This window comes from Clostridioides sp. ES-S-0108-01, from assembly GCF_020662285.1.
GTDB lineage: Bacteria > Bacillota > Clostridia > Peptostreptococcales > Peptostreptococcaceae > Clostridioides.
In genome coordinates this window covers 30,722-50,590 of the sequence record NZ_JADGMN010000014.1, presented here as the reverse complement: position 1 = coordinate 50,590, position 19,869 = coordinate 30,722, and the positions used below count along the sequence as shown (strand labels likewise).

Below are 19,869 nucleotides of genomic sequence, written 5' to 3'. Positions count from 1 at the left end.
TATTTTGAAATTCATAAGAATATCTACTCTAGTTTAATATAGCATTCAAAAGGCTTAAATTCTACCTTATCAATGTCTATACATTAGCATAATTTTTTTATTTGATTTTCTATAAAAATTTTTTTCATTTATAAATATCTATCTCATTATTATATTATAAGTTTTTTTTGGTATTCTTGTATAGCTTTTCACTAAAAAAGTATTTTTATTTCTACTTTAATACTATTCTGAACCTCCTATGACTAAAGTCACAAGGTTCCTGCTTCATAGAATTTTGCATACTAAAATATGTCTTACTAATTCTCCACAGGCCATCCCCGTAGTTCCTACGGTTCTTACATACGTTATTTATTTTGAATTGTTATTAGTCTTAATCCTTCTTTTAATATATTTATACTTGCATTTATATCTCTATCGTGAGTTTCATTACAACTAGGACAAATCCATTCTCTTATATTTAAGTTTTTAACTTCCTCGTTTTTATACCCACATTTATTGCATATTTGTGAACTTGCAAAGAATTTACCCACCTTTAAAATTTGTCTACCATACCAATTAGCCTTGTATTCTAATTGACGAACAAATTCTGACCATGACACATCAGAAATTAAGCGAGATAGTTTACGATTTTTAATCATATCCTCTGTAAATCTTCTATGCAAATAATATCATTCTCTTTTATTAATTTAGTAGATAGTTTTTGTAGAAAATCATTTCTTTGATTAGCTATATGTTCTTGAAGTCCTGCAACTTTTAATCTTGCTTTATTTCTATTTAAACTACCGATTGTTTTTCTCGATAATTCTCTTTGTAATTTAGCAAGTTTGTTTAATGACTTCTTAAGATACTTAGGATTTTCTATAAATTCTCCACAACTTGAGATACAAAATTCTTTAATTCCCAAATCTAAACCTATTTGATTGTTAGTATTTTCAAATGCTTCAATGTCTACATCAGTACAGCATAATGATACATAATATCTACCACTTGGTTCTTTAGATATAGTAGCATTAAGTATTCTACCTTGAGGTACTTGTTTATCCCTTATCTTAACCATACCAAGTTTAGGTAGTTTTATATGTTGACCACAATACATAATGTTTCCATTTGTAAAGTTAGTTTTATATGAAAATCTATTAATTTTCTTTGATTTAAATTTAGGAAATCCTGCCTTTTTTTTAAAGAATTTTTCATATGCATTATCTAAATCTTTTAAGGCGTTTTGTAGTGAAAATTTGTCAGGTTCTTTAAGCCATTTTAATTCTTTTTTTAAGTTGGTCAAATCAGAACTACACTGTTTATAAGTAAAAGTTTCTTTATCGTTTTTATAAACTTCTATTCTTTTAGCAAGATATTTATTATATACAAATCTACAACATCCAAAAGTTTTGTTAATTAACTCTTGCTGTTTTTTATTTGGATATATTCTAAACTTATAAGCTTTTTCCACTACTACCACCTCACTTTACTTGCTTTTTCTGATTATTAATATATTTTCTTATCTGTTCTTCTGTATTTTCTGATACAGTAGCAACGAAATAACTAGGATTCCAAAGATGTCTCCCCATAATACTGGATGTCTATATTTGACATACTATATGCATATCCTCTACCATGAGTAACTTCTACTTTTCATCACCTATCATAAGATTAAAATATTCAATTACTTAAAACAAGTATTTTGAAGGTTTTTTATATTTATTTTTAAATAACCTATATAAGAACCGTAAGTCTTTACTTTTATCATTTTTGAGGTTGTCGTTCACATAAGTTCGCTACTACCTATGAAGTTCTCTTATGAACTTCTTACACTTTCATGCAAGCACAGACTATATCTTATCCTTCGGCATTATCCGTTAAGGTCTACACACTTCCACTACCGATAACTTGTAGTGTACTTCCCTCAAGAGGAATAGTCGTTGAAGTTTCTCCTATTCGGAGTTTACCTGCTGATTGCCCATTTTAAAGTACTTAGGGTTTAACCTTATACCATCTAACCAATTTTTTCTACTTTCGTAACTTTCACACTTAGGTTTATTTCATCCTTATGTTTTAGTTTGGTTAACTTTAGGGGTTTTTAGCAATTCAAGTAGTATTGGATAGGTTCTATCCTATCTCTACATATAGGTTTCCCTATATGCTGACTATTTTAGCTACTAACTCATGACTAAAGTCACGAGTGTACGTAGCTATTTTTTAATCAACAAAAAAACATACTGCTTAAATAAGTTTGTTATCCTCATAATCTGTTTTAATTAAAATATTTTTTTATTTCTCAATCTATAAAGTATAAATATTTTGAATATGACCCAAAATCTAAGTAAAGTTATAATATTTTATAAGTTGTTCAATATTAAAAACATAAGTAATGTTATAATACTTTATAAGTTATTCAATATTAAAAATATAGGAGGATAAATATGAATTTAAATAGAAATTTAGAAAAATACGCTGAGTTAGCAATAAAAGTTGGAGTTAACATACAGCCAGGTCAAACTCTACTTATAAAGTCACCAATAGAATGTGCTGATTTTGCAAGAAATGCACTTAAGGAAGCCTATAAATGTGGTGCTAAAAATGTATATATAGAGTGGTCTGACGAAGAAAGCACTCTTATTAAGTACTTATATGCTCCAGATGAAGCATTTCATGAGTTCCCAAAATGGACAGCAGAACAATATGTAGATATAGCAAAAGAAGGTGGAGCATTTTTATCAGTCTACGCCCAAAATCCTGACTTACTAAAAGATGTTGACCCTGAAAGAGTTGCAAATTTTCAAAAGGCATCTGGAAAAGCTTTAAAAGAATGGCGTTCTTATACTCTAACTGATAAATGTAAATGGAGTATCGTCTCTGTTCCAACAAAAGATTGGGCAAAAAAAGTGTTTCCAAATTTATCAGAAGATAAAGCAATAGAAAAACTGTGGGATGCTATATTTAAATGTTCAAGAGTAGATGGTCAAGACCCTATAAAAGCATGGGAAGAGCATAATGAAAATCTTAAGTCTAAAATGGACTTTCTAAATAAAAATAACTTTAAAACTTTAAAATATAAATCCTCAAAAACTGATTTGACTCTAGACTTACCAAAAGGTCATATCTGGCTAAGTGGAGCATCCAAAGACCCTAATGGAATAAGTTTTAATCCGAATATTCCAACTGAAGAGATTTTTGGAATGCCACATAAGTTTAAAGTAAATGGAACTGTTTATAGTACAAAACCTCTTGTTTATGGTGGAAACATAATCGACAAATTCTTTTTAACCTTTAAAGATGGTAAAATAATAGATTTCTCTGCTGAAAATGGACTAGATACACTAGAAAAACTTATTGAAACGGATGAAGGCTCTCATTATTTAGGAGAAGTTGCTCTTGTTCCATACAACTCACCAATATCCAATACAGATATAATTTTTTATAATACTCTATACGATGAAAATGCTTCTTGCCACTTTGCAATTGGTTCTGCTTATAAAACTTGTCTAGAAGGTGGAAACAATTTAAAAGATGAAGAATTAGATGAATATGGTGTAAATGACAGTTTAACACATGTAGATTTTATGATTGGTTCTGCTGATATGGATATTATTGGTGAGACTTATGATGGGAAGCAAATACAGATTTTTAAAAATGGTAATTGGGCTTTTTAACATATGATTTTAACTAAAAAGGGCTGATGGAAGTTATACCAGACTTCCCAGCCCTTTTTAATGTTGATGATAAATATTTTTTATATTAATTAATCTCATTATTATAGATTAATTCCTATTGTTTTAAACATAAGTATCTAAAACTTATATTTATATTATATATAAAATATCCTATTTAGTAAAACCTTTATTTTAATTTACATGCTAAAAATTTAACTTTGCTATTTCAACAGCAGACTTTGCATCCTTTGAATAATAATCAGCACCTATTTCTTCAGCATATTCTTCTGTTAAAACTGCACCACCTACAAATACCTTTGCATTTATCTCATTATCTCTCAATGCCTGAATTGTATCTTTCATACTTTGAACAGTTGTAGTCATAAGTGCACTTAATCCTACTAATTTTATATTTCTTTTTTTAGCAACTTCCACTACTTCTTCAATAGGGACATCTTTACCTAAATCTACAACCTCATATCCATAATTTTCTAGCATTATTTTTACTATATTTTTTCCAATATCATGGATATCACCTTTTACTGTAGCAACTATTATTTTTCCTTTAGATACATTATTGCTACTTTTACTTAATAAAACTTCCTTTATTGTATTTAATGAAACTTTTACCGTTTCTGCTGATTGAATCAATTGTGGTAAAAATATATCTCCACTATCATATCTTTTTCCTACCTTATCAAGAGCAGGAATTAAAATCTCATCTAATATATAATTTTCATCCTTTTCTTTCAAAAGATTCAATGTTACATTTTTTGCTTCATCTTTTAATCCTCTTTCAACTAAAACATCTAGAGACAAATCTTTGTCAATCTTCGTAGACGAATCCAATTTTTTTGAATTATTTATATTACTATATTGATTTATATAGTTTACACATCCTTTATCTGTGTTATTTAATATTTTAAAAGAATTGATAGCTTCCATCATACTGCATTCATTTGGATTTATAATTGCTAAATCAAGCCCTGCCCCTAAAGCTAATGTTAGAAAAGAAGCGTTAAGTGCTTTTCTATTTGGGAGACCAAATGAAATATTTGAAACACCTAATATAGTTTTTACTCCTAGTGTCTTTACCATTGTTATAGCCTTTATAGTCTCTATTGCTTCTTCTTGTTGTGCTGAAACAGTTAATGATAAACAATCTATAAATATATCTTTTGGTTTTATCCCATAAGAAACTGCTCTATCAACTATCCTTTTTGCTATTTCAAATCTTTCTTCAGCTTTTTTAGGTATACCTTTTTCATCGAGTGTAAGTCCAACCACACATGAACCATACTTTTTGACTATTGGTAATATGCTTTCTAAAGACTCTTCTTTGCCATTTAAAGAGTTTACTATTGTTCTACCATTATAATATCTAAGACCTTGCTCTAACGCCTCTACATTGGAAGAATCGACTTGTAAAGGTGTATCTACTACTGCCTGAATTTCTTTTATTAATTTTGGCATTAATTTTTTTTCATCTATCTCTGGTAAACCAACATTCACTCCCAATATTTGTGCTCCAGCATTTACTTGTTCTAGTCCTAAATTTATCGCATAATCTACGTTTTCATTTTTCAATGCTTCTTGTAGAGGTTTTCTACCTGTAGGATTCAATCTTTCTCCAATCACTGTAGGCGATTCTACTTCTACAAATTTTGATGGTGAACAAACCACACATTTGTCAATCTTCTTGATACTTCCTTTAGTAACAGAATTTATATTATCAGATATTTCTTTTATAAAGCTTGGATTCGTACCACAACATCCACCTATTATAGTAGCTCCAACCTCAACGAACTTTTTAACCCCTTCAAAGAATTCTTTTGCATCAACATCATATATAGCCTCTCCATCAACTATATTTGGTAGACCTGCATTTGCTTGAACCATCACAGGTATTGTAGCTCTTGATACTATTTTTTCAACTATTGGTAAAAGCTGTTTTGGTCCTAATGAACAATTTACTCCTATTGCATCTACACCTAATCCTTCTATAGTAGCCACCATACATTCTGGCATACATCCAGTAAAGCTTCTTCCGCCTTCATCAAATGTCATAGTACAGAAAACAGGTAAATCAGAATTTTCTTTAGCTGCTAATACAGCTGCTTTAGCTTCATATAAATCCATCATAGTCTCTATTACTATTACATCAACTCCAGACTTAACACCTTGTAGCACTTGTCTTTTAAATATTTCATATGCCTTATCAAAGCTTAAAGTCCCCATAGGCTCTAGCATTTCTCCTATAGGACCAATATCTAATGCTACATATCTAGGTTTAGTATTATCTACATTTTCTATAGCTTTTCTAGCCACTGAAACAGCACTATCAATCACTTCTTCTACTGTATACTTATATAATTTTAATTCATTACATCCAAAAGTATTTGTAAGAATTACATTTGAACCTGCATCTAAGTATGCTGTATGTATTTCTATAAGTTTGTCTGGATTTTGAAGGCCAAATACTTCTGGATTTTCACCTAACTTTAAACCTTTCTGCTGAAGCATTGTTCCCATTGCACCATCAAATATTAATATATTATTTTTCATATATTGTTTTATTTCCACAAGAATTCGCTCCTTTTCTATATGTACAATTTCTATAGTTTTTACAATTTTCACACGATTTTTCTTTCTTAGATTTATCTATCTTTGTATTAGAAATACCTATTATAGCCACTACCGACTTTCTAGGTATCATAATTCCATTGGAAGTAATTGTTAGACCTATTTGCTTTTGAGCATTTAAAACGTTTAATATATCTATATTTTTCTCTATTGGTAAATCGCCATACCCTGGGCTATATCGCATAGTTATAAATTTATTTTGTTTTAAAAAAACCTTTTCTACATTATCTTGAACAATGTCACACACTTCTTCTATTGCTGTTGTTCCACATGAATCAATTATTAGTCCTTTTGTTAAATCTGAGTAAGAATATCTCTTTATTTCTTTTTCTATATCTATTCCTATAGTAGCTGCCATAATTACACATTCACTACATTCTTTTAAAAGTTCATATATATCTTTACTCTCTAAATTTAAATTTGTCCCCTCTAATTCTACAATATTATCTTTATTTATTTTAATAGGATAAATCCTAGATAGATATCTAGGATTTATTTTATTTTTAGTTATAGCTATACATTCACCAATAGTATCTCTAAGGTCTTTATCTATCTCTTGACCCCTATATTGTAAATATCTTAAAACTTCACTTTGATTTATGTTTATATTTTCTCTGCCAATTAAATTATTCTCCATATATATTTAAAGAAAATCCTTTATCTAAAACATCTTTTGCATATTCTTTTGCTCCAAATAAAGATAAGTCTCTGTAGTTTCCACATTCTATAGCTGTAGCTGCTGGTATTTTATCTGATTCAAGAACTTTTTTTAATGCTTCTTCTAAACCAACTTTAACTGTATTAGCATCTACATCTCCCCATAGTATTAAATAAAAGCCTGTTCTACATCCCATTGGAGATAAATCTATTACACCATCTAGTGTATCTCTTAAATAAGTAGCTAAAAGATGCTCTAAACCGTGCATAGCAGCAGTTCCAAAACTCTCTACATTGGGCTGTAAAAATCTTAAGTCAAACTTACTTACTTTATCTCCCTTTACTCCATCAAGAACGCTACACTTTCTTACAAAAGGAGCTTTTACTTTTGTGTGGTCTAATTTAAAACTTTCTACTTTTTCCATTATTTAATCCTCCATCATCATTTAAAATTTATTACATTAATTCTAAAAAAAACTCCCCCTATCCATTATTGATAAGAAGAGTATATTATTTCAAATCGTCTCATCGTTGTTAGCAGGACCACCTGATAAAAGGTTGGTATAGGATCACTGAGCTAACTCTCTCCCCTAACTCTTGATAAGTATCTTATTAAACTGACTTAAATTATATATTACTTTTTTATTTTTGTAAACACTTTATTGTTATAATATTTATATCACATAATCGTACTTTTATTTTATAACTAAGCTGATTGTATTATTGGCAGTTGTACCTCAAATACAGTTTGATATTTATCGCTTGAAACAGTAATTTCTCCATTATGTAAATTTACAATATTTTTTGTAATCGCAAGACCCAATCCAGAACCTCCAACATTTCTATTTCTCGATTTTTCAACTCTATAAAATCTATCAAATATATTTGGTAAATCTAACACAGGAATTGGTTCTCCATAATTTATCACTTTTACAACCGCCATATCTTCCTTTTTCTCTGTGACTATATCTACATAATGCCCATCTTTTCCATATTTCACAGCATTAGTTATAAGATTTTCAAATGCTCTTACCAATTTATTTGGATCAGCTTTTACAATTAATTTTTCTTCACTAAAATTAACTCTACTAACCATAAACTCCTGTTTAAAATAAATTTCAAATTGAGATACTATCTGACTTAATAATTCTACTAAATTTACTTCTATTTTATTTAATCTTATCGTATTATTTTGCATTTTAGTCAATTCAAACAAATCATTTATAAGCACATTTAAACTTTTCGATTTTTCATATGCGATATTAACATAATACATCATCTGCACTTCATCTTTATACTTACCTTCTTCTATCAATCCTAAATAACCCATTATCGATGTTAAAGGTGTTCTTAAATCATGTGACACATTTGTTATTAAATCTGTTTTAGTCTGTTGAGCTTGTCTCTCTTCAATAGTTATGTTTCTAAGTTGATTAATGATACTATTAATTTTACGCGCCAGTTCATCAATATTATCAATTTCTTTATCTTTTAACACATCTAAATCATACTCAATATCTATATTCTTTTGTAAATCACCTTCATCCATTGAATTTACCGCATCTATAATGATTTCTAACTTCTGATTTTTTTTATTAGCTCTTCTTATAAAATCTACAATTTGCTTATTTCTCTTGTATGATATTAAAAAATAAATTGCTAATGATGAGGTTATAAATAAAGATGGATAAAATAATCCCTCTCCTATAAGTGTTCTTAAATTTCTTAGATTATATACAAGATAATTAATTGTAGATAAACCAGTATTAAAATATAACACTTTTATTATATAGATACTTGTTAGCATAATTATTAAGGTAATAATACAACTTATAATAAAGTCTATTATAGGGCGAAACATATGATTTAATAAGCTTTTATTTTTCAATTTTATATCCTACTCCCCATACAGTATGAATTATTTTTTCTCCATCTGTATATTTTTCAATTTTATCCCTTATTCTACTCATATGAACCATTACAGTATTATTAGATTGATAATATTTCTCTTTCCATACCTTTTCAAATATTTCTTCTGTACTATATACCCTTCCTTTATTATTTGCCAGTAAGTACAGTATATCAAATTCTCTTGATGTTAAAGTTATTTCCTTTCCAGCTACTGTTACACTATGCTTTTCCTTATCTATCAATACCACTCCAACTTCTATGACATTTTTATTTTCATTATTAGTACCACTAAAATAATATGCTCTTCTAATCAATGATTTCACTCTCACAGTGAGTTCAAGTGGATTAAATGGTTTTGTTAGATAGTCATCTGCACCAGTCATTATCCCTTGTATTTTGTCCATGTCTTCTGATTTTGCACTCAACATAAGTATTGGTATATTCAAACTTTCTCTAACTCTTCTGCAAACTTCTATCCCATCCATTTTGGGCATCATTATATCCAACACCATTAAATGAATATTTTCCTTTTTTAAAATATCTAGAGCTTCTTCTCCATCTTCAGCTTTAATTACATTATATCCACCATTTAAAAGATATATCTCTATAAGGTCTCTTATTTCCTTTTCATCATCCACAACAAGAATTGTATTCTTCACTTTTACACATCCTAACTTAATCTTTGTATATAGTTTTGTTCATACAAAATTATACTATATTTTAGTTAGTGTAATCTATAAATTTATTCATTTCGCAATTTACAATATCACAAAATTTATTTTATATATTTATACTATTTATTTTGTAAATATTCTTCTAAAGTTAGCCCTTTTGAATAAATTTCCTCAGCATCATCCTTACCAACATATCTAATATGCCATGGTTCGTACGCTGTACCTGTTATATCTTCTTTATCTTTAGGATACCTTATTATAAATCCAAACTTATGAGCATTTTCTGCCAACCATATAGCTTCTTTTGTGCTTCCAACAAACCATCTTTCTGGATTTGTTAGGTCGATACACAGTCCAGTTTGATGCTCACTGTAACCAGGCTTTGCTACATATTCATCTGCTTTTTTCTGACCCTGAGATTTTACCCTTCTTGTATAAGTATCTAGCTGAGTATCGTAAGATCTATATGCTGAAGACCCTAAAAACTGTACTCCTTCTTCATTAGCTTGCTTTACTAAATCTTCAACTGCCTTTGCAGGTTCTCCTGCCATTTGTTTTTCTTCTTCTGTTGCTTCTTCAACAAAAGGTATGTTTACTTTAGTAATATTTTCAGGAGTATAATTTTTGCTAATTCCATTTGTCTTGTTTACCAATAATATATTTGATATACTATTTGAGTGATTTTTATTTTGAGAATTTGACTCAACACCTTGCTCTGAATCATGTTGAGCAATTACTGTTGGTTCTTTATCTTTCTTAAGTAATCTATGTTTAGATATAAATATACTTATAAATACTACTAAAACAATGGCTACTATCAATTTAAATTTTTTCATAATTAAATCTTCTCCTTTTCGTTATGTTTGTCTATAGTGTTGATTTTAGGGTATAGGCCTTAAGTATTCTATAAGTAAATCTTAAATAAATCTTAAATTTAATATTTTTAAAGGATGGTGCTAATAATGTCTATACAAAAACTTCTAAGTAAAACTCGCAAGGCTATACAAGATTTTGATATGATACAAGAAAATGATAAAATTGCAGTTGGACTTTCTGGCGGAAAAGATAGTTTGACTCTACTTCATATACTTAAAAACTATCAAAGATTTTCTCCACAAAGATTTGAATTGATAGCTATAACATTAAATACTGGAGGTATTGATAATTCTCCACTAGATAAATTGTGTAAAGAAATAAATGTTCCTTTTTATGAATTTCAAACTGACATAAAAGAAATTGTATTTGATATAAGACAAGAAAAGAATCCTTGTGCATTATGTGCTAATTTAAGAAGGGGTGCTTTGAATGATAATGCTAAAAAACTTGGATGTAATAAAGTAGCTCTTGGGCATCATAAAGATGACGCAATTGAGACATTTTTAATGTCTATGTTTTATGAAGGGAGAGTAAATTGTTTTTCACCAAAGACATATCTAAATAGGCAGGATTTAACTGTTATAAGACCTATGATTTACATAGAAGAGTATATGACTAAGAAAATTTCAAAAGATTCTAACTATCCTATTATAACAAATCCATGCCCTGCAAATGGTCACACTAGAAGAGAGTACATAAAAAATCTTATTGCTATTTTAAATAAAGAGATGCCTGATTTTAAAAGAAATGTATTTGGTGCTCTAAATAATTCTGAGAAATTGTTTATATGGGATAAAGAGAAGATAAAAAATTTTAAATAAGAATTAAAATTTTAAAGGAAAAAAGCAAGATTTTGACACTCTCTCCATAGATAAATCTAGGGGGTTCTTGGTGGCTAACTCACTTATTTGTACTTAAACAGTACAACATAGGTGGTTACAAAACCAAGCTACTTGGACGGTGTCTTCACTACTACCTTAAAGTTATTCGCCCACACGTGGTTCAAACGGTAGATACTTTTATATTCATTGGTTGCTTACGGTTTATTCTAAAATCTACTAAGTCATATTTATATTTTTTATTTAAAATATTCCACGCTCCAATTATATCTCTATGAGTTTTATATCCACAAGCACAACTTAAGTTCTACCTAATGGCTTGTATTTTTTAGAACACTTTGGGCAGACCTTTTGCTCTACACAAAAATCTATAAATTTTCTAGTTGTTTGATGATATAAGCTTATTACATTTGCTTTACTGCTTCTAAACTAAATGCACCAACTGTTCCAACGAAATAACTATTAGTCCATAGAGTAGGCAGAGTTGATTTTAAATGTGTAAAGTTTTCTCTAAGAACTCTTGAACTAAAAGCTTTTAATTGCTTAACAACCTTATGAATACCATATTGAGGGTCGCAGGATACTAACAAATGTACATGGTCAAGGTCAGTTTCTATTTGGATTATTTCTGCTCCTAAAGTTTCTGCTTTAAATGGCAATATTTCTTTTAATACAGGTTTTCTATATTTAGGACACTATACAACATGATACTTGCAATCATAAACTATATTTTTATTTGATTTATACATATTAAATACCACCTGCTAAATACTACTATATTTAAATAGATGTTATTTATCAATAACTTATATAACATTTCGAAAACTTATTAAAGACCGAGCAATTCCACCCCATAGCTAAAGCAAGGGGCTATCTTGCTCATTTATTGTATTTTTATTTCTTATATGTTATTGTCTTTAATCTATATTTTAATAGTTATTAATAGTATTTATTTTGTCTAATACATTAATTATAATTTAAATATTTAATCTACTAATTTAATCTATTTTTACAGTATATATCTCTGTATATTCTAACAAACAAAATAACATTTCCTAAATATTTTATGTTAGATTATAATATTAAATTCTATTATCTCTGGTATATTAAAAAATCTAAATGGTAACTTTGTACTTCCAAGACCTGAACTCACATATAAATTATTTCCATTTATATCATAAAACCCTTTAGTGTATTTCCTCCCATATGGAGGAGTAACTAATGCTCCCTTAATAGGTAGTCTTATTTGACCACCATGACTATGACCAGATAAAACTAAATTCATTACATCTTCACTAAGCATGTCTACTAAATCAGGTTCATGTGCTAACAATAAATTAAAATCCTTATTATCTATTTGACTCTCCAGATATTTTATATTAGGATTTCCATTTAATATTTCATCAACACCTAATATATTAATATATTTATTATCTTCTAATTTTATTTTTTTATTTTCATTTATCAAAAGATTAAAGTTGGAATTTTTCATAATCTGCCTATAATACCTAGGAAGTTTATACATATAATCATGATTGCCGAATACTGAAAATTTTCCCAACCTAGCATCCATACTTGATAAAATAGTTGTAATTTCATCTATATCTGGGTTTTTATTGGAGTAATCAATTAAATCACCAGTAAATACTATTATATCTGGATTTAAAGTGTTAATCTTATTAGCTACTCTTTTGAGGTTCTTAGTTGAGTAAAAACTACCTATTTGAGTATCTGAAATTTGAACTACTTTTATACTTTCAGATTTACTCCCTATTGTATCGCTTTTTATCAATGTTCCATTTTCACTTATATTATATTTTTTCACAATTAATAGACTCGGTTCTATCGCAACTGAGTATATAAAAATCAAAATAAATATCAAAATAAAAAATTTTAAAAAATACTTAATTTTTGAGTTCAAAATATCTACCTACTTATTTATTTTCTTAAATTATTTGCATTACATGCTCAACTTTATTCATTTTTCTGTCATGCATTTTTGGCTTATTTGCTGAAAACCATTTATATGTTGCTGTAAGACCTTCTTTTAATAACACGTTTGGTATATAAAGCCCATGATCAATAAGCTTATTTATATCAAGATTAAAGTCTATATTTCTAAATGGGAAATATGTTCTTTCTCTAAACTCAACTTTTTCTATATCTACATACTTTATTATAGGTTCTTTGCCAATAATTTCTCCACATGTATATATAAGGTCATCCCAAGAAATTAATTGTGGATTTGTTACATTATAGGCCTCTCTTACATGAGGGTTTTTCATTATACTTTCTAATACCTTTACCAAATCTCCAATGTATATAAATTGATTACTCACTTGTTTTCCTTTTGGTACTGGTATCTTTTCATTTTTTTCTATTTTTTCAAAGAAATAATACTCTCTATATAAATTATTATTTTCACCATATATGTAAGTTGGTCTAATAATTATATATGGTATAGGGCTATTTATAACAAAATCTTCTGCTTCTTTCTTATTTAAACCATATTTTCCCCAGTTTTCATTTTCACCTTTCTCATTTTCTTCTTTTATATTTCTTCCGCTCTCTTTATACACTGCTCCTGCTGACAATACAATATACTTTTTTAAGCTATCTATGCTTATAAAATCAATAAGATTGCTTATATCTTCTCTTGTATATGCTGTCATATCATATATGTAATCATACTTTCTCCCCGTGATAATGTTTTCCATATCTTTGCGAACTTTTCTATCACAAATTAGATGTTCTTTAAAACCTTTATAATCTATTTCCTTTTTACCATTTGTAAGTATATCAATTTGATACCCACATTTAATTAAACGCTTAGCAAGTGCAGAACCTATGAAGTCGCTTCCACCCATAATTAAAATAGATTTCATTTCAAGTGCATCCTCCTCTTTTTTAAATGACTTCCTTAATTATAATATCATATTTTTAAATATGCTACACCATTTTGTATTATTTTTGCCTATAAAAGATATTTATAGCAAAATATCTTTTATAGACTCTACACTTTCGACAATATAAGTAGGTTCACTTTCACTAATCTCTTCAAAAGAGCCATATCCATACAACACTCCGATAGAGTCTATACCTATTTTCTTAGCTCCAATTATGTCATATTTTCTATCTCCAACCATAATAACTTTATCTTTATCTTTTATATTACATAAATCTAGTACATATTGTATAACTTCATTTTTATTCACTCTTGTTCCATCAAGATTACTACCGGCTATATATTTGAAATATCTATCTATATTAAAATATCTAAGTATAGTTTCTGCGAAAACTGTTGGCTTAGAAGTTGCTACTAATAGTATTTTATCATTTTTATAGAGCATATCTAATATCTCTTTTATATTTTCATAAATTTTATTTTCAAATATCCCTTTATCAGCAAAATACTCTCTATACTTTTCAACAGCTTCTGTAGCTTTTTTATCCTCAAATTTATAATACTCCTTAAAAGTATCATGTAATGGTGGTCCTATAAATTGTTCTAAGTTATCCAAATCTTCTTCTATGCCAAAACTATTTAAAGAATACTGTATAGACTTTGTTATCCCTTCTTTAGGGTCTGTAAGTGTTCCATCTAAATCAAACAATACTATTTCATAATTTTTCTTCATATTTCAATCCTCCATATTTATAAAAAGTAATATCTTATATTTTAACTTTATCTATTTTAAAAAGCTATAGTAATAGAAGTTCTAATACTATAGCTTAAGTGCCAATTAAATCTTATATATTTATTTTTAAAATAAATTTAAACAGTTCTATTTAACTGTTATAGCTGAAACTGGACATCCTTCTTCTGCTTCTTTACATAAATCTTGTAAGTCTGTTGGTATTTCTCCTTCAATTGCTACTGAATGCCCCTCATCGCTCATACTAAAAACGTCTGGACATGTTCCTATACATGCTCCACAAGCTACACATACATCCTTATCAACAAATGCTTTCATACTAGAATACCTCCCCTAAAATTATCATTTTTTAATTCTTGTTTCCTTAGATATTTATCCAATATATTCCAATTTAAACATATATTTATTATTTTATCACTATTATTCAATTTATTATACTACCTTCATATTCGTGTCTATAAACTTCACTACTTTTCATCCATGATTTTACAGTATATTGTAAACTTAACTTTTTCTTCAAAGTTAGTTCGTTATCATTATAGTCTTTTATAATGTCATTACTATCCTTCATTGTGAATATCGTAAAATCACCTTCTCCACCAACCTTTATTCTGCCTTTACTTCCATGTAAATTGAAAATTTTTGTTGGATATTCAGTTACTTTTTCTATACATTTTTCAAAAGGTATACCAAGTTCCATAATTTTATTTATAACATTTAAAAGAGAATAACTTATGTCTTTCATATTTTTTATATGCATATCAGTACTTATTAAATCCGGCTCCAATCCTTGCTTTACGGCTTTTTTAAAAATTTCAAAATCAAATTGGTCTAATCCATGACAAACATCAAACAATACTCCTCGATTCTTTGCATTTATTACTGACTTTCTTAATATGCCAAATTCATTAAATATTCCATGTGTACTATTTCCATATACAGGTGTAACCACATCTCCTTTTCCCAAAATATTCATTACTTCATCTATATATGATGGATACTCACCTATATATACCACTAATGGTAAATTTAATTTTTTTGCAACTTCCTTTGATTTTTTTATTATATCTACACCATTTTCATTAGATTGAAATTTACTTGCTTTTACTTTTATGCCCTTTATCTTTTCCATATTTTTTTCTACAACAGACTCAACATTATTAAAATTTATAACATCTAAAGAAGTCGATTCATTCAATATATTTAGTCCCTCATTTGTTACATTTAAAAAGGAATACACTTCAGTTTTACACTTATCCATATACTTCTTCTTAAAATCATAGTAATTTAAAGGACCAGCTGTCCCTGCATCAAATATAACCGTTGAACCTTTTTCGATTCCAATTGAATCAGAATCCATACCTGTAGGTAATTTTCTCTTATAACAATGGGTGTGAACATCTATAAAACCAGGAGCAATATACATGTTATCAGCATTTATTATCTCAAACTCTTTATTTGTAAGTAATCTTTCTTTTCTTATTTTTTCTTTAAGATTCAGTCCAATATCATATATTTTCCCATGTAAAACTAAAATATCTCTTTTTTCAAATTTGATATCCTCTGTTGGAGATATTATTGTCCCATTTCTTATAAGTAAATTTTTCATTTATTCCACATCCTAATTACAATATAATTTCTCTAATAGTTTTTCTTACATAAAGAAAATAAGTCTAAAAATAAAAATATTTTAGACTTATTCACTATATTATACTATATTCATTATATTAAATTAAATAAAAACTTTAATTTACTTTAAGAAGCAATTAAGTATTTGTTGCTCAGCTTCTTCTTCAGTAAGACCTAATGTCATCATCTTTAGTATTTGGTCTCCTGCAATCTTTCCAATTGCTGCCTCATGTACTAAAAGAGCATCTGGATGGTTTGCAACAATTTCAGGTATCGCACTAATTTGAGAATTTCCCATAATTATTGAGTCACATTGAACATGTGCAGAACAAAGTGAATCCTCTATAACAGAAGGATTAAACTTTTGCTTAGAATTATCTTGCCCAACTGTGCGAAAAACTATTTAAGCAGAAGAATTTTCTCCTCCAGAAAGAGAGTTATCCACTTCACGATTTAAATAGTCCTTTGAGCATAATCCAACATCTGTAAGGTTTTGACAACATACATCAGTAGACAATGGTTTTCCATGAGCAAGTGTAAGTAGATTTTCAACTGTCATACCTTTTATTCTTGGTGGTTGTTGAAATGCATTGTTAGACTCAACATTAGAGGAAAGATTTTTTATCTCAAACATAATACCCCTCTTTTCTGTAAAATATTACATTAATATTTTATTCTTTTACTATATCAATACTTTTTATATGTCAGCAACTCTGAGGATATAAAATGTGTATTAAATAATAAAATGAACTTATTAAAAATAAAAAAGATGAGTTTTATGCCAACTCATCTTAAAAATTTAGTATTATCAAATTATATGTATTAAAAATTAACCTTCTATATATTCTAGTATTATTTTTTGATTATCTTTTAACATAATCTCTTCCTTTTTAGATTCTATTCCATTCTTTTTTATCTTTACCTCAGCTACAAAAGCATCATTACCTTCAACCATTTCTAATAGTTCATAAGCTTTTTTACGACCTATTTTAGTTGCTATATCTTTTAATACTGCCATTTTCTTAAACATTTTATCACCTCTACTCAAAATTTACAATTAATTTTTAATTATACACCCCTAGCCTTAGACTAGTTTATAATAATTATTGTCTCTAATTATATCAGATATTGAGTAAATTTAACACTTTGTAAAATTATTTATCCTCTCTTACTAAATAATCATTTCCATCTTGGTCTTTAAAAGAAAACATTCTTCCATAAGGCATTTCCATTAGTTCCCCAACTTCAACCTTGTTATTCGCCATTTGTTCATAAGTTCCATTAATATCCCTTGTACTTAAAATTATTGATGGATGAGATAAGTCTATCTCTTTATTTTGATTCATCATTAGATTTTTATCGTACAATACAAATGTTGTAAATTCATTTTTACTTGGTGCTATTTCCACCCATTTCATATTTGGACCTATTTCTTTTTCATAAGTTACCACAAAGTTCAAATTTTCTGTCCAAAACAATTTTGCATCCTCTTGATTATTTACATAGAGAGTTATTTTTCCTATTTTATTTATCATAACAATACCCACCTTTATTATTAAATAAATACTTAATATTTTTTATATTTAATAATATACCCATATATATTATTTTCTATAGATATATATCTCTAATATTTATCGCCAAATTATGTAATTCTACACAAATTCTACACAATATATAATTTATAGTATCCATATTATTATAGACCTTATTTATGTAATTTAATCACTTTATATATCACATTTATAATTATGATAATATCTACATAAAAAATCACTCCTAAATAAAGTTTTCTATCTAAAAGTGATTTTATATATTCTATGCAATTTTGTGTTTTAGCCACTTTGTTCCTCTTAATCTTAAACAATATAGAGTCCCTCTAACAAGCCAATCAGTATACATACCTATCCAAATTCCTAACACTCCAAATTCTAATACAACCCCCAATACGTAACCTGTAAAAATTCTAAAAATCCACATACCTATTACAGCAGTCATCATTGTATATCGAGTATCACCAGCTCCTTTTAGACCTGCTGACAATACAAAGGATATAGGCCATATTACCATAGCTAAACAATCACTTCGAATTAGTTGTGTTGATATATCAATTACATTAGCATTTTGAGTATACATACTTGAAATCCAAGGTGCAATTGGTATAAATATAACCCCTACTACAAATAAACAAATGGTTGCAAATTTAGTTAAATATAATAAAGTACTCTTAGCTCCCTTAATATCTCCACGTCCTATATATTGACCAACCAAAGTTGTAGCAGACAAAGCTAAAGCATTCCCAATCACATTTATGATAGATGCAATTGACATTCCTATCGCATTGGATGCAATCGCTGATGTTCCCATAGTAACTATAAATACTTGAACAATCAATTTACCTGCATTAAAAAGTAGTTGCTCAACTCCTGCCGGTATCCCTATATTAAATATGGATTTTTGAGTTTCAACATCAATCTTAAATGGAAATATTTTACCTATAGATATTAATTCGTTTCCTTTAAATAAAGCTCTTACAATGACTATACATCCAATTATTCTGGCTATAGCTATAGACATAGCTGCACCAGTTATACCATAAGATGGTGTTTGTAGATTTATTCCTAGGGGATTTAAATCAATGCCATATATAAGTATATATCCTAATGTTATATTTACTATATTCATAAACATAGTAACATACATAGGTTTCTTTACATCTCCACATCCCCTTAGAATACCATTTGCTATTTGTTGTGTTGCAATAAATGGATACGTAAATAATGTAAACTCTATGTATAATTTTGCATTTGATTTTACCAATTCTTCTGCTGAACCATAAAATAAATTAATTACACCAATTCTAAAAACCCACATTAATATTGTTATTGTAAATGATAGTATTGCTCCAGATACTAGAGCTTGCTTGATAGTTTCATTCACCTTTTCACTATCCCTTTTACCTATCTGTTGAGCTACAACAACAGTTGCCCCCACAGATAGTGCAGCAAATACAGATATAAATATATTGTTTATTGAGTCAACCATTCCAACTGCAGATACAGCTTCTTCCCCAATATGACCTGCCATCATCGTATTAAATACCCCTAGAAGCATGACAAATGTCTGCTCTATCATTATAGGAATTGCTAATTTTATAACATTTTTCCTTATAAACATACTTCTCCCTCTTTTCCCCACTTATATAGATTTAGTTTTTAGTTAGTTTATCAAACTGTAATTTGGTATTTTAAAATTTAGAATTATATTGTTAACATCATAATATACTGTGTTCAAATAACATTATTCTTGTTTAATATCACTTGAACACAGTACA

At 28.2% G+C, this 19,869-nt stretch carries 18 protein-coding genes and 4 pseudogenes; 3 read left to right on the top strand and 19 right to left on the bottom strand.

Annotated elements, in window-relative coordinates:
• Nucleotides 1-344: 344 nt before the first annotated feature.
• A pseudogene (tnpB, locus tag IR152_RS13400) lies at nt 345-1,459 on the bottom strand (IS200/IS605 family element RNA-guided endonuclease TnpB).
• A gap of 1 nt (nt 1,460) precedes the next feature.
• A pseudogene (locus IR152_RS13395) lies at nt 1,461-1,559 on the bottom strand (transposase); the annotation flags it as partial.
• Between the two features lie 257 nt (nt 1,560-1,816).
• On the opposite strand from IR152_RS13395, the gene IR152_RS13390 reads away from it, so the two are divergent.
• Together IR152_RS13390 and IR152_RS13385 are read left to right on the top strand one after the other, a co-directional pair.
• Complete coding sequence (locus IR152_RS13390; protein ID WP_107612679.1) at nt 1,817-1,966, top strand: hypothetical protein; 150 nt, start codon at nt 1,817-1,819, stop codon at nt 1,964-1,966.
• A gap of 454 nt (nt 1,967-2,420) precedes the next feature.
• Entirely contained in the window at nt 2,421-3,650 is a 1,230-nt protein-coding gene (locus IR152_RS13385; protein WP_227452447.1) for an aminopeptidase, read from the top strand.
• A gap of 204 nt (nt 3,651-3,854) precedes the next feature.
• On the opposite strand, the gene IR152_RS13380 is transcribed toward IR152_RS13385, so the two are convergent.
• The 6 genes from IR152_RS13380 to IR152_RS13355 all read right to left on the bottom strand — a co-directional run bounded on the left by IR152_RS13380 (nt 3,855) and on the right by IR152_RS13355 (nt 10,371).
• Nucleotides 3,855-6,233, bottom strand: a complete 2,379-nt coding sequence (locus IR152_RS13380; protein WP_227452446.1) for a homocysteine S-methyltransferase family protein — start codon at nt 6,231-6,233, stop codon at nt 3,855-3,857.
• On the bottom strand, nt 6,205-6,930 hold the full coding sequence (locus IR152_RS13375; RefSeq protein ID WP_227452445.1) for a vitamin B12 dependent-methionine synthase activation domain-containing protein: 726 nt from the start codon (nt 6,928-6,930) through the stop codon (nt 6,205-6,207). The genes IR152_RS13380 and IR152_RS13375 overlap by 29 nt, the downstream gene beginning before the upstream one ends.
• Nucleotides 6,920-7,375: an S-ribosylhomocysteine lyase gene (locus tag IR152_RS13370; protein ID WP_227452444.1), complete on the bottom strand. Its 456-nt coding sequence runs from the start codon at nt 7,373-7,375 to the stop codon at nt 6,920-6,922. The genes IR152_RS13375 and IR152_RS13370 overlap by 11 nt, the downstream gene beginning before the upstream one ends.
• A gap of 281 nt (nt 7,376-7,656) precedes the next feature.
• Nucleotides 7,657-8,838: a sensor histidine kinase gene (locus tag IR152_RS13365; protein WP_227452443.1), complete on the bottom strand. Its 1,182-nt coding sequence runs from the start codon at nt 8,836-8,838 to the stop codon at nt 7,657-7,659.
• Nucleotides 8,828-9,520 (bottom strand): response regulator transcription factor, encoded by a 693-nt coding sequence (locus IR152_RS13360; RefSeq protein WP_227452442.1) that lies wholly within the window; start codon nt 9,518-9,520, stop codon nt 8,828-8,830. The genes IR152_RS13365 and IR152_RS13360 overlap by 11 nt, the downstream gene beginning before the upstream one ends.
• Before the next feature lie 134 nt (nt 9,521-9,654).
• On the bottom strand, nt 9,655-10,371 hold the full coding sequence (locus IR152_RS13355; protein WP_227452441.1) for a M15 family metallopeptidase: 717 nt from the start codon (nt 10,369-10,371) through the stop codon (nt 9,655-9,657).
• A 126-nt stretch (nt 10,372-10,497) separates the two neighbouring features.
• On the opposite strand from IR152_RS13355, the gene IR152_RS13350 reads away from it, so the two are divergent.
• Nucleotides 10,498-11,232, top strand: coding sequence for a tRNA 2-thiocytidine biosynthesis TtcA family protein (locus IR152_RS13350; RefSeq protein ID WP_227452440.1), 735 nt, complete (start codon nt 10,498-10,500; stop codon nt 11,230-11,232).
• Between the two features lie 422 nt (nt 11,233-11,654).
• Here IR152_RS13350 and tnpA read toward each other — a convergent pair.
• From tnpA to IR152_RS13300, 11 genes and pseudogenes are all read right to left on the bottom strand, one after another.
• A pseudogene (gene tnpA / locus IR152_RS13345) lies at nt 11,655-11,999 on the bottom strand (IS200/IS605 family transposase).
• A 320-nt stretch (nt 12,000-12,319) separates the two neighbouring features.
• Nucleotides 12,320-13,075 (bottom strand): metallophosphoesterase, encoded by a 756-nt coding sequence (locus IR152_RS13340; RefSeq protein ID WP_227452439.1) that lies wholly within the window; start codon nt 13,073-13,075, stop codon nt 12,320-12,322.
• Nucleotides 13,076-13,196: 121 nt separating this feature from the next.
• A complete protein-coding gene (locus IR152_RS13335) occupies nt 13,197-14,135 on the bottom strand; it encodes an SDR family oxidoreductase (protein ID WP_227452438.1) in 939 nt (312 codons plus the stop codon).
• 102 nt (nt 14,136-14,237) lie between these two features.
• Nucleotides 14,238-14,888 carry an HAD family hydrolase gene (locus IR152_RS13330; RefSeq protein ID WP_227452437.1) on the bottom strand — a complete coding sequence of 217 codons (651 nt, stop codon included), beginning with the start codon at nt 14,886-14,888 and terminating at the stop codon, nt 14,238-14,240.
• Nucleotides 14,889-15,035: 147 nt separating this feature from the next.
• Nucleotides 15,036-15,224, bottom strand: a complete 189-nt coding sequence (locus IR152_RS13325; RefSeq protein ID WP_227452436.1) for a ferredoxin — start codon at nt 15,222-15,224, stop codon at nt 15,036-15,038.
• Nucleotides 15,225-15,330: 106 nt separating this feature from the next.
• Nucleotides 15,331-16,515, bottom strand: a complete 1,185-nt coding sequence (locus tag IR152_RS13320; protein WP_227452435.1) for an amidohydrolase family protein — start codon at nt 16,513-16,515, stop codon at nt 15,331-15,333.
• Between the two features lie 141 nt (nt 16,516-16,656).
• A pseudogene (locus IR152_RS20490) lies at nt 16,657-16,959 on the bottom strand (SufD family Fe-S cluster assembly protein); the annotation flags it as partial.
• Nucleotides 16,939-17,169 carry a hypothetical protein gene (locus IR152_RS20485; protein ID WP_413927502.1) on the bottom strand — a complete coding sequence of 77 codons (231 nt, stop codon included), beginning with the start codon at nt 17,167-17,169 and terminating at the stop codon, nt 16,939-16,941. The gene IR152_RS20485 and the pseudogene IR152_RS20490, both read right to left, overlap by 21 nt.
• A 195-nt stretch (nt 17,170-17,364) precedes the next feature.
• Nucleotides 17,365-17,565, bottom strand: coding sequence for a hypothetical protein (locus IR152_RS13310; protein ID WP_003420681.1), 201 nt, complete (start codon nt 17,563-17,565; stop codon nt 17,365-17,367).
• A gap of 124 nt (nt 17,566-17,689) precedes the next feature.
• Nucleotides 17,690-18,070: a VOC family protein gene (locus IR152_RS13305; RefSeq protein ID WP_227452434.1), complete on the bottom strand. Its 381-nt coding sequence runs from the start codon at nt 18,068-18,070 to the stop codon at nt 17,690-17,692.
• A 283-nt stretch (nt 18,071-18,353) separates the two neighbouring features.
• The gene (locus IR152_RS13300; RefSeq protein ID WP_227452433.1) at nt 18,354-19,712 is read right to left on the bottom strand and encodes an MATE family efflux transporter; all 1,359 of its coding nucleotides are present in this window, start codon (nt 19,710-19,712) and stop codon (nt 18,354-18,356) included.
• Between the last annotated feature and the right edge of the window lie 157 nt (nt 19,713-19,869).

Coding starts and splice junctions, on each gene's coding strand:
- IR152_RS20485 (WP_413927502.1), bottom strand. CDS start 17,169: ATGTTTGAGATAAAAAATCTTTCCTCTAATGTTGAGTCTAACAATGCA.
- IR152_RS13370 (WP_227452444.1), bottom strand. CDS start 7,375: ATGGAAAAAGTAGAAAGTTTTAAATTAGACCACACAAAAGTAAAAGCT.
- IR152_RS13325 (WP_227452436.1), bottom strand. CDS start 15,224: ATGAAAGCATTTGTTGATAAGGATGTATGTGTAGCTTGTGGAGCATGT.
- IR152_RS13305 (WP_227452434.1), bottom strand. CDS start 18,070: ATGATAAATAAAATAGGAAAAATAACTCTCTATGTAAATAATCAAGAG.
- IR152_RS13335 (WP_227452438.1), bottom strand. CDS start 14,135: ATGAAATCTATTTTAATTATGGGTGGAAGCGACTTCATAGGTTCTGCA.
- IR152_RS13310 (WP_003420681.1), bottom strand. CDS start 17,565: ATGTTTAAGAAAATGGCAGTATTAAAAGATATAGCAACTAAAATAGGT.
- IR152_RS13385 (WP_227452447.1), top strand. CDS start 2,421: ATGAATTTAAATAGAAATTTAGAAAAATACGCTGAGTTAGCAATAAAA.
- IR152_RS13390 (WP_107612679.1), top strand. CDS start 1,817: ATGCAAGCACAGACTATATCTTATCCTTCGGCATTATCCGTTAAGGTC.
- IR152_RS13350 (WP_227452440.1), top strand. CDS start 10,498: ATGTCTATACAAAAACTTCTAAGTAAAACTCGCAAGGCTATACAAGAT.
- IR152_RS13320 (WP_227452435.1), bottom strand. CDS start 16,515: ATGAAAAATTTACTTATAAGAAATGGGACAATAATATCTCCAACAGAG.
- IR152_RS13355 (WP_227452441.1), bottom strand. CDS start 10,371: ATGAAAAAATTTAAATTGATAGTAGCCATTGTTTTAGTAGTATTTATA.
- IR152_RS13330 (WP_227452437.1), bottom strand. CDS start 14,888: ATGAAGAAAAATTATGAAATAGTATTGTTTGATTTAGATGGAACACTT.
- IR152_RS13300 (WP_227452433.1), bottom strand. CDS start 19,712: ATGTTTATAAGGAAAAATGTTATAAAATTAGCAATTCCTATAATGATA.
- IR152_RS13375 (WP_227452445.1), bottom strand. CDS start 6,930: ATGGAGAATAATTTAATTGGCAGAGAAAATATAAACATAAATCAAAGT.